This window comes from Henriciella aquimarina, assembly GCF_002088975.1.
GTDB lineage: Bacteria > Pseudomonadota > Alphaproteobacteria > Caulobacterales > Hyphomonadaceae > Henriciella > Henriciella aquimarina.
This window is the reverse complement of the sequence record NZ_NCST01000089.1, coordinates 1-4,268: the sequence shown is the minus strand read 5'-3', so window position 1 is coordinate 4,268 and position 4,268 is coordinate 1. Positions and strand designations below refer to the sequence as shown.

The 4,268-nt window shown below is 59.1% G+C and carries 3 protein-coding genes; 2 read left to right on the top strand and 1 reads right to left on the bottom strand.

Translation table 11 applies throughout. The features are described 5' to 3' along the window. Together B8784_RS14420 and B8784_RS14415 are read left to right on the top strand one after the other, a co-directional pair. Positions 1-657: FecR family protein (locus tag B8784_RS14420; protein WP_199288587.1), on the top strand; the 657-nt coding region annotated here is incomplete at its 5' end. Positions 658-802: 145 nt separating this feature from the next. Continuing rightward, entirely contained in the window at positions 803-3,148 is a 2,346-nt protein-coding gene (locus tag B8784_RS14415; protein WP_084398645.1) for a TonB-dependent receptor, read from the top strand. Here the strand turns inward: B8784_RS14415 and B8784_RS14410 are convergent. After that, positions 3,124-4,262, bottom strand: a protein-coding gene (locus B8784_RS14410) for an IS3 family transposase (RefSeq protein WP_143435295.1) whose coding sequence is annotated in 2 segments (ribosomal slippage) — positions 3,124-4,004 and positions 4,004-4,262 — 1,140 coding nt in all. Because the reading frame shifts where the segments join, the coding sequence is not laid out codon by codon here. The two genes, B8784_RS14415 and B8784_RS14410, sit on opposite strands and share 25 nt — an antisense overlap. Positions 4,263-4,268 lie beyond the last annotated feature (6 nt).

The window sequence follows — 4,268 nt, the reverse complement described above, 5'->3', positions numbered from 1 at the left end:
GGCGAGACGCGCGTCGTGACGCTCGCCGACAATAGCCGTGTGACGCTCGATGCGGCCTCGCGCATCAGCATCCGCTATTCGACAGAGCGCCGCGACCTCACCCTGGAGCGCGGTCAGGCCTATTTCGATGTCGCGAAGGACAGGAACAGGCCTTTCCGCGTGACCGCGGGCGATCAGGTCGTGGTCGCGACCGGCACCGCCTTCAATATCGAACTCGTCGGCGACGAAGTGCTGGTCACGCTTCTCGAAGGCGAAGTCATCGTGTCGGACGCCGGCGCGCCGGCTCCGCGCCTCGCCATACCGGGCGTTCCTTCCGTGGCGCGGCCGGCGGTCAAGCTAGCGACCGGACAGCAATTCATCGCGGCGGGCGCCGAGACACGCGAGATCGAACAGGACGTCAATGTCGAGAAGACGAACGCCTGGCGGTCCGGCAAGATCATGCTCGACGGCGACACGCTCGCCGAAGCGGTCGCGCGCATGAACCGCTATTCGAGGATCACCTTGTCCGTCGAGAGCGAGGAGATCTCCAGCCTGCGCATCAGCGGCGTGTTCAACGCTGGCGACACAGACGCCTTCATCGAAGCGGTCGAGGCCTACTTTCCCGTGGAGGCGCGCCGCATGTCCGCATCCAGCATCGAAATCCACGCGAAATCATGACCGTGAAAGCCTGAAGACGTGAAAGCTAAAATTTTTCCGAGGTCGGGGGTGAGTGTTTCGCGGCGCTGTCCGTTTCCCTTGGGCGTAACAGCGGGACCGAGGGGGTCGCGCGCGTGACGGCCTTTGAAGGCGGGATGGGGAATTGATGTCTGTTTGTGAAATCGGCGCAAAGCGCTCGCGTAAATCCGTGCTCCTTATGAATTCGGCTATCCTCGCGCTCTGGGCGGCGAGCGCGCTTGCGCCCGTCATGGCGCAGGACAACGCGAAGAAAGTCGAATTCGATATCCAGGCGGACACGCTCGAAGACGCCCTCAAAAGCTACAGCCTTGCGACCGACCGGCAGGTGATGTTCTCGACCGACATCGTCGAGCGCAAGGCGGCGAAACCGGTTTCCGGACAGATGACCGCGGACGAGGCGCTGGTGAAGCTCCTCGACGGGTCGGGGCTCGTCTATGAGGCAACGCCGTCTTCCAATGTGATCCTGGTTCGCGTGCCGCAAAAGCAGGCGATGCTTATCGAGCAGCCAAGGCAGCGGGCACAGGCGCAGCCTGAGGGCGTGCGCGAGCGCCGACCGGGAGCGGAGAGGGAAGATACGGAAGGTGATGACCGGAAACGCGACGAGATCACGGTTACGGGCACGCTGATTAAGGGAATCGCACCGGAGAGTTCGCCGGTCTACGAATATGATCGCCGCGATATCTTAGCGACCGGCGCGCAGGACCTCGATCAATTTTTGAGAACAGTGCCGCAAGCTTCCGGCGCGGGCGCATCAAATCTAGCGACGGGGGGCTTCGCCGGTGATCTCGACGCGACTGCGAATTTCAACTCGTTTTCATCGACTATCAATCTACGCGGCTTGGGCGGCAATGCAACACTAACGCTTCTCAATGGGCGCCGACTTGCGCCCAGCGGTGGTGCTGCTGCATTCGTCGATGTCTCGTCGATACCGCTCAGCGCAATCCAGCGCGTTGAAATTTTGGCTGACGGGGCATCTTCCATTTACGGATCGGATGCGATCGCGGGCGTCGTCAATTTCATTCTTCGCGATGATTACGAGGGGTTCGAAACGCTTGTCGATTATGGGTTAGTGACGGAGGGTAATTTCGACCGCATCCGGGTATCCCAGACAGGTGGATTTAACTGGGAAGGTGGGAATGCATTAGTTTCCTACGAATTCTTCGATCAGGATTCTCTGCTGGCTTCAGAAAAAGAGTTCTCCGAGCCCGCTGCAGACCCATTTTCCCTTGCGCCTAGCCAAACCCGACACGCGGTCACAGCTTTCGTGTCGCAGGAAGTGACAACGACCGCGAAATTCGATCTGACCGCCTATTACGGAAATCGAGACACCCGGTCCTTCGCAAACTTTGCCGGATTTGGAGCGCAAACTATCGAGCGATCCAACAACGCCGCGCAACTCTTGATATCTCCCAGCCTAACGCTGAATCTGAAGGACGATTGGTCAGTGACGCTGGCGGGTGACTACAGCAAGGTTTCCGAGGATGCCACAGAAGACCGTTTCTCGAATGTGACAGGAGATTTGGTCGAGTCCAGCGAACCTACAAATGACAGCGAATTTGCGACTGCAGAAATCATCACCGATGGAGGTCTGTTCGATCTGGCCGCCGGCAGCATCCGAGTGGCGATCGGAGCGTCTTTCCGGTCCGAGAGTTTCGAAAGCACGCAAGGCGGGCAAACCCTCAGCGCTGAGCGTGACATATACGCCGCATTTGGAGAGCTGTTCATCCCGATCGTTTCTGACCTGAATCGTGTCAACGGGATTGAAAGGCTGGAATTCAGCGTTTCGGGTCGATTTGACCACTATGATGACGTCGGATCGACGACCAATCCGAAGGTGGGCGTGCTCTGGTCACCGGTTGAGGGTCTGAGGCTGAGGGGAACTTACAGCACATCATTCACGCCTCCGACTCTCTCGGAAATCCCAGGCCAGGTAGGCCCCTTCGCCTTCCTTTTGTTGACTGATAATCCCGCTACCGGCGATAGAGATGTCACTGCATTTCTTGCAAATAACGGCTTTGTCGACGATCTGCAGCCAGAAACGTCGCGGTCCCTCACTGGCGGTTTCGATTTCGACCATTCTTTCGGTGACTCACAGATATCCCTGAGTTCCACCTATTATGATATTTCATTCGACAATCGGATTGCGCCGTTGGCTCTTCCTCCCGGCGTGAGCGTTTTCAATGCGCTTCTGTTCGCCGACCAGCTTCCCAGTGACGCGATCTACTCTGAACCATCCGCGATGCTGGTTTCGCAATACACAAGCCGTCTTGCCGAAGAGGGCGGGCAGCTAATCGACTATGTGCAGATTTTCTCGGGCATGCCGGGAAATCTGGAAGACGTGTCTGCGATCATTGATTTTCGTCGGCGAAACATAGCAAGCACCACTGGTCTGCCCCACCGGAGTGGTCCACCAGATTTATTAGCCCGGCGGTTCCCACGTAGCGGCGTTCATGCCGCTACCTCCCCACAGTAAGGCGGTATGAACGCCGCGGGCAAGATGGCTTGTGGCGCGGGCGGTCGGTAGCCCAGAGAAGAGTGCGGACGCGCGGTGTTGTAATGCCACCGCCAGGTCTCGATCAGGACTTTCGCCTCCCTGAGATCATAGAAGATTTCCCTCGCCAACAACTCGTCTCTGAGCTTGGAGTTGAAGCTCTCGCAGTAGCCGTTCTCCCAAGGCGAACCGGGTTCGATATAGAGCGTCTTCACGCCGATCCGGCCAAGCCACTCGCGCAGGGCCGTGGCGATGAACTCGGGGCCATTGTCGGAACGGATATGCTCCGGCGGGCCATGATGCACGAACAGTTCGCCCAGCGTGTCTAGGACATCGCGGGAGTTGAGCTTGCGTTCGACACGAATGGCGAGGCATTCGCGAGTGAACTCATCAATCACACACAGCATGCGGAACACCTTGCCGTCATGCGTGCGGTCCTGAACGAAGTCATAGGACCAGACATGGCCCTTGTGCATCGGCCTCAGCCGGATGCAGGAGCCGTCATTCAGCCAGAGACGGCCTCTCTTTGGTTGTTTCATTGGCACTTTCAGCCCTTCACGCCGCCAGATGCGATACACCCGCTTCTCGTTCACATGCCAGCCATCCCGTCTCAGCAGGGCCGTGATCCGGCGGTAGCCATACCGGCCGAACCGTTCAGCCAGGGCGATGATGGCCGCTGTCAGCACATCCTCGTCCTGGCGTGGCACACGCGGCTTGCGCTGGGTGGAACGGTGCTGGCCGATCACGCGGCAGGCCCGGCGCTCGGTTGCGCCGAGTGTCTCCACCACATGATCGACCGCCTCGCGCTTGCGTGAAGGGCTCAGAACTTTCCCTTGATGACTTCCTGCAGGATCTGGTTGTCGAGGGTCAGATCAGAAATGGCGCGACGCAGCCGCGCATTCTCCTTCTCGATCTCCTTCAGCCGTTTGGCCTGGCCAACCTGCAGCCCGCCATACTCCTTGCGCCACCGATAGTATGTCTGTTCCGTCACCCCGATCGAACGCACGGCCTGACCCGTCGTCTCACCCCGCGCGAGGCGGACCTCCACCTCCCGCAGCTTCGCTATGATCTCTTCAGGCGTTGATCTCTTGCCCATGTCTCA